This window comes from Aminobacter sp. P4_H6_2, from assembly GCF_056400805.1.
Genome location: NZ_JBFUKO010000608.1, coordinates 1 through 3,190 on the forward strand (window position 1 = coordinate 1; position 3,190 = coordinate 3,190).

Genomic DNA, 3,190 nt, shown 5'->3' on the forward strand with positions numbered 1-3,190 from the left:
GCCGGGAAAAACACGCTTTCGAATGGCTGTTCTGGGCTGGCCGCATCACCACCCATTCGCGCCGTGGCTTCGAGCGACTTTATGATCTGCCCGAGCGAGTCTTGCCCGCGGGCATTTACAACAGTCCCATCCCTGCCCCGGCCGACGCGCATCGCGAACTGTTGCGAATCTCCGCCCGGGCCCATGGCGTCGCGACGGCCGCCTGCCTGCGTGATTACTTCCGCCTGTCGCCCGCCGAAATGAAAGGTCGCCTCGAAGAGCTGGTCGAAACGGGCGAACTGATTCCCGTCCGCGTCGAGGGCTGGGACAAGCAGGCCTACCTGCACGCCCAGGCCCGCATTCCACGTAAGGTCAGTGCCCGCGCCTTGCTCGCGCCGTTCGATCCGCTGGTCTTCGAACGCAGCCGCGCCGAAAGCCTGTTCGGCTTCCGCTACCGAATCGAGATCTACACGCCGGCCGAAAAGCGCCAGTATGGCTATTATGTCCTGCCCTTCCTGCTCGGCGAACGAATCGTCGCGCGCGTCGACCTCAAAGCTGACCGCCCAGCCGGTGTCTTGCGCGTCCATGCCGCCTATGCGGAGCCCTGCGCCCCGCCCGAAACGGCGGCCGAACTCTATGAAGAGCTGCAGCAGATGCGTGACTGGCTTGGCCTCGAAAGCATCAAGGTCACACCGGCCGGCGATCTCGGACCGGCGCTGAGCGACATTGCGGGTCGCTCCCTCACGTTGACTCCACCCCTCGCGAAAGCCTAAATCGACCCAGACGGTCTCCTCCCGGCAAGGGGAGGAGCTAAGAGGGAATGCGGTGCGGCGCTTTTGGCGTCAAATCCGCGGCTGTCCCCGCAACTGTAAGCGACGAGCCAAGACCGGTAACCACTGGGATGTCCTCCCGGGAAGGCGGCACGAAGGCGACGACTCGCGAGCCAGGAGACCTGCCGTCTGAAACATTGATCCGATCGCCTGGCGGGTGTCCCAGGCAAGGAGCCTGGTATTTTGGAACTCGACGACAATCTCTCTGTCGAAATTTTGGACGCATCCAGCGATGGCGCCGACCTGCGCGCCGCAGCGGATGTGACGATTCTCGTCTGCTCATCCTGCCGCGACGAAAACGGCTCGGACGCTCATCCCCGCGCAGGCGCCAAGCTCGCCGAATCCACACGCGCCGCCGCTGCACAAGAAGGCATCACGGTGCGCAGCGTCGAATGCCTCGGCAACTGCAAGCGCCGCCTGAGTGCGGCGATCCTGCGCGACGGCTCATGGAGCTACGTCTTCGGCGATCTCGCCATTAGCTCGGGCGACGACCTGATCACCGGCGCAAAACTCTTCGCCACCTCGACCGACGGCCTGATCCCGTGGCGAGGCCGTCCCGACAGCCTCAAGCGCGGCCTTGTCGCGCGCATCCCTCCCCTCGACCTCATCAAGGAAGACAAATGACCGCCTCCGTCGAACGCGTCCCCTGTACCGTCATCACCGGCTTTCTCGGCGCCGGCAAGACGACGCTGCTCCGCCACATCCTCGAAAACGCCAAGGGCAAGCGCCTCGCCATCATCGTCAACGAGTTCGGCGATGTCGGCATCGACGGCGAAATCCTCAAAGGCTGCGGCATCGACACCTGCCCGGAGGAAAACATCGTCGAACTGGCCAATGGCTGCATCTGCTGCACCGTCGCCGACGATTTTGTCCCCGCACTGGACCAGATCCTGTCGCGTTCGCCACGTGTCGACCACATCCTGATCGAGACTTCGGGGTTGGCATTGCCCAAGCCGCTGATCCAGGCCTTCCAATGGCCCACGGTCAAGAGCCGCGTCACGGTCGACGGCGTCATCGCCGTTGTTGACGGCCCAGCGCTCGCAGAAGGCAAGGTCGCCGCCGACATGGACGCGCTCGCCGCCCAGCGCGCCCAGGACGAGACGCTCGACCATGATGATCCGGTCGAAGAAGTGTTTGAAGACCAGGTCGCCTGCGCCGACCTCATCATCCTGTCGAAAAGCGACCTGCTCGACGAGGCCGGCCTTGCGCGCGCCAACGCCATTGTCGGCGAGCACCTGTCGCGCGCCGTCAAGATCGTGCAGACCGCGCACGGCAAGGTCGACCCTTCGGTGCTGCTTGGCCTTGGCCTCGCTGTCGAAGACGACATCGAAAACCGCAAGACCCATCACGACGGCGCCTTCGACCACGAGCACGATGATTTCGACTCGTTCGTCATCGACATTCCTTCGATTTCCAACCCGGATGAACTGGCCAAGCGCGTCGCCACCGCCGCCGAGGAAGAAAACGTGCTGCGCGTGAAGGGCTTCGTCGAAGTCGGCGGCAAGCCCATGCGCCTGCTCGTCCAGGCTGTCGGTCCGCGCGTCAACCACTACTACGACCGCGCCTGGACGGCCGAAGACGACCGCCGCTCGCGTCTGGTGGTGATCGGCCTCAAGGGCCTCGACCGCCCGGCCATCGAGCGCATTCTTGTAGGCTGAGCCGGGCCAGATAGATGCACATCCTCACCACCACATCCGCCTCGCTCGACGATCTCGTCGAGCCTGTCGATCTCAGGCAAACGCCTGCGGATGTGGTGGCGTTGTCTTTCACCGACAGCGATCTCGCTGGCATCGCCGCCGCCTGGAAGGCGGACGCGGCAAGCCTGCCATCGATGCGGCTCGCCAGCCTGCGCGACCTCAGGCATCCGATGTCTGTCGACCTCTGGATCGACAGTGTAGCGGCGCACGCCAAGGTCATCATCGTCCGCATCCTCGGCGGTTATGACTGGTGGCGCTACGGTTGCGACCAACTCGCTGCCATGGCTCGAGAAAAGGGCATCGCTCTTGCGCTGCTGCCGGGCGAAAGCCACGATTCGGACTCGCGGCTGGTCGAAGGCTCGACCTTGCCGCGCACAGAACTCGACGCGCTGCTTGGCTATTTCCGCGAAGGCGGACCGGAAAACATGAAGGCGCTGGTTGCGCGCCTCGCAGGACTGGCGAGCGCGGAAGCGAAAGCCGATGCCAATGCACCGGTGACGGTGCCCAAAGCCGGTTTTTACGATCCGGCGCGAGGCGTGGTCGAATCCCCCTTCTCCCCGTTCACGGGGAGAAGGTCCTGGCAGGGGGACGAGGGGCAGGAGCCAACGCTCGACGCCCTTGCGCCGCCCCTCATCCGCCCCTTCGGGGCACCTTCTCCCCGTGAACGGGGAGAAGGTGATATCG

3 protein-coding genes, 1 pseudogene and 1 riboswitch are annotated in these 3,190 nt (G+C 64.5%); all 4 genes and pseudogenes read left to right on the forward strand.

What is annotated here, in order from left to right; translation table 11 throughout:
• Window positions 1-752, forward strand: a 752-nt coding sequence (locus tag AC1DUU_RS27350) for a winged helix-turn-helix domain-containing protein (protein ID WP_476786492.1), incomplete at its 5' end; no start/stop codon positions are given.
• A riboswitch (cobalamin riboswitch) is annotated at window positions 747-953 on the forward strand. It overlaps the preceding gene by 6 nt.
• Before the next feature lie 39 nt (window positions 954-992).
• Window positions 993-1,433, forward strand: coding sequence for a DUF1636 family protein (locus AC1DUU_RS27355; RefSeq protein ID WP_476786493.1), 441 nt, complete (start codon window positions 993-995; stop codon window positions 1,431-1,433).
• Window positions 1,430-2,467: a cobalamin biosynthesis protein CobW gene (gene cobW, locus AC1DUU_RS27360; RefSeq protein WP_476786494.1), complete on the forward strand. Its 1,038-nt coding sequence runs from the start codon at window positions 1,430-1,432 to the stop codon at window positions 2,465-2,467. The genes AC1DUU_RS27355 and cobW overlap by 4 nt, the downstream gene beginning before the upstream one ends.
• A 14-nt stretch (window positions 2,468-2,481) precedes the next feature.
• Window positions 2,482-3,190 (forward strand): annotated as a pseudogene (locus AC1DUU_RS27365) (cobaltochelatase subunit CobN); the annotation flags it as partial.

Bases quoted from the DNA above. Each gene is read 5' to 3' on its own strand.
- cobW (WP_476786494.1), top strand. From the start codon at position 1,430: ATGACCGCCTCCGTCGAACGCGTCCCCTGTACCGTCATCACCGGCTTT.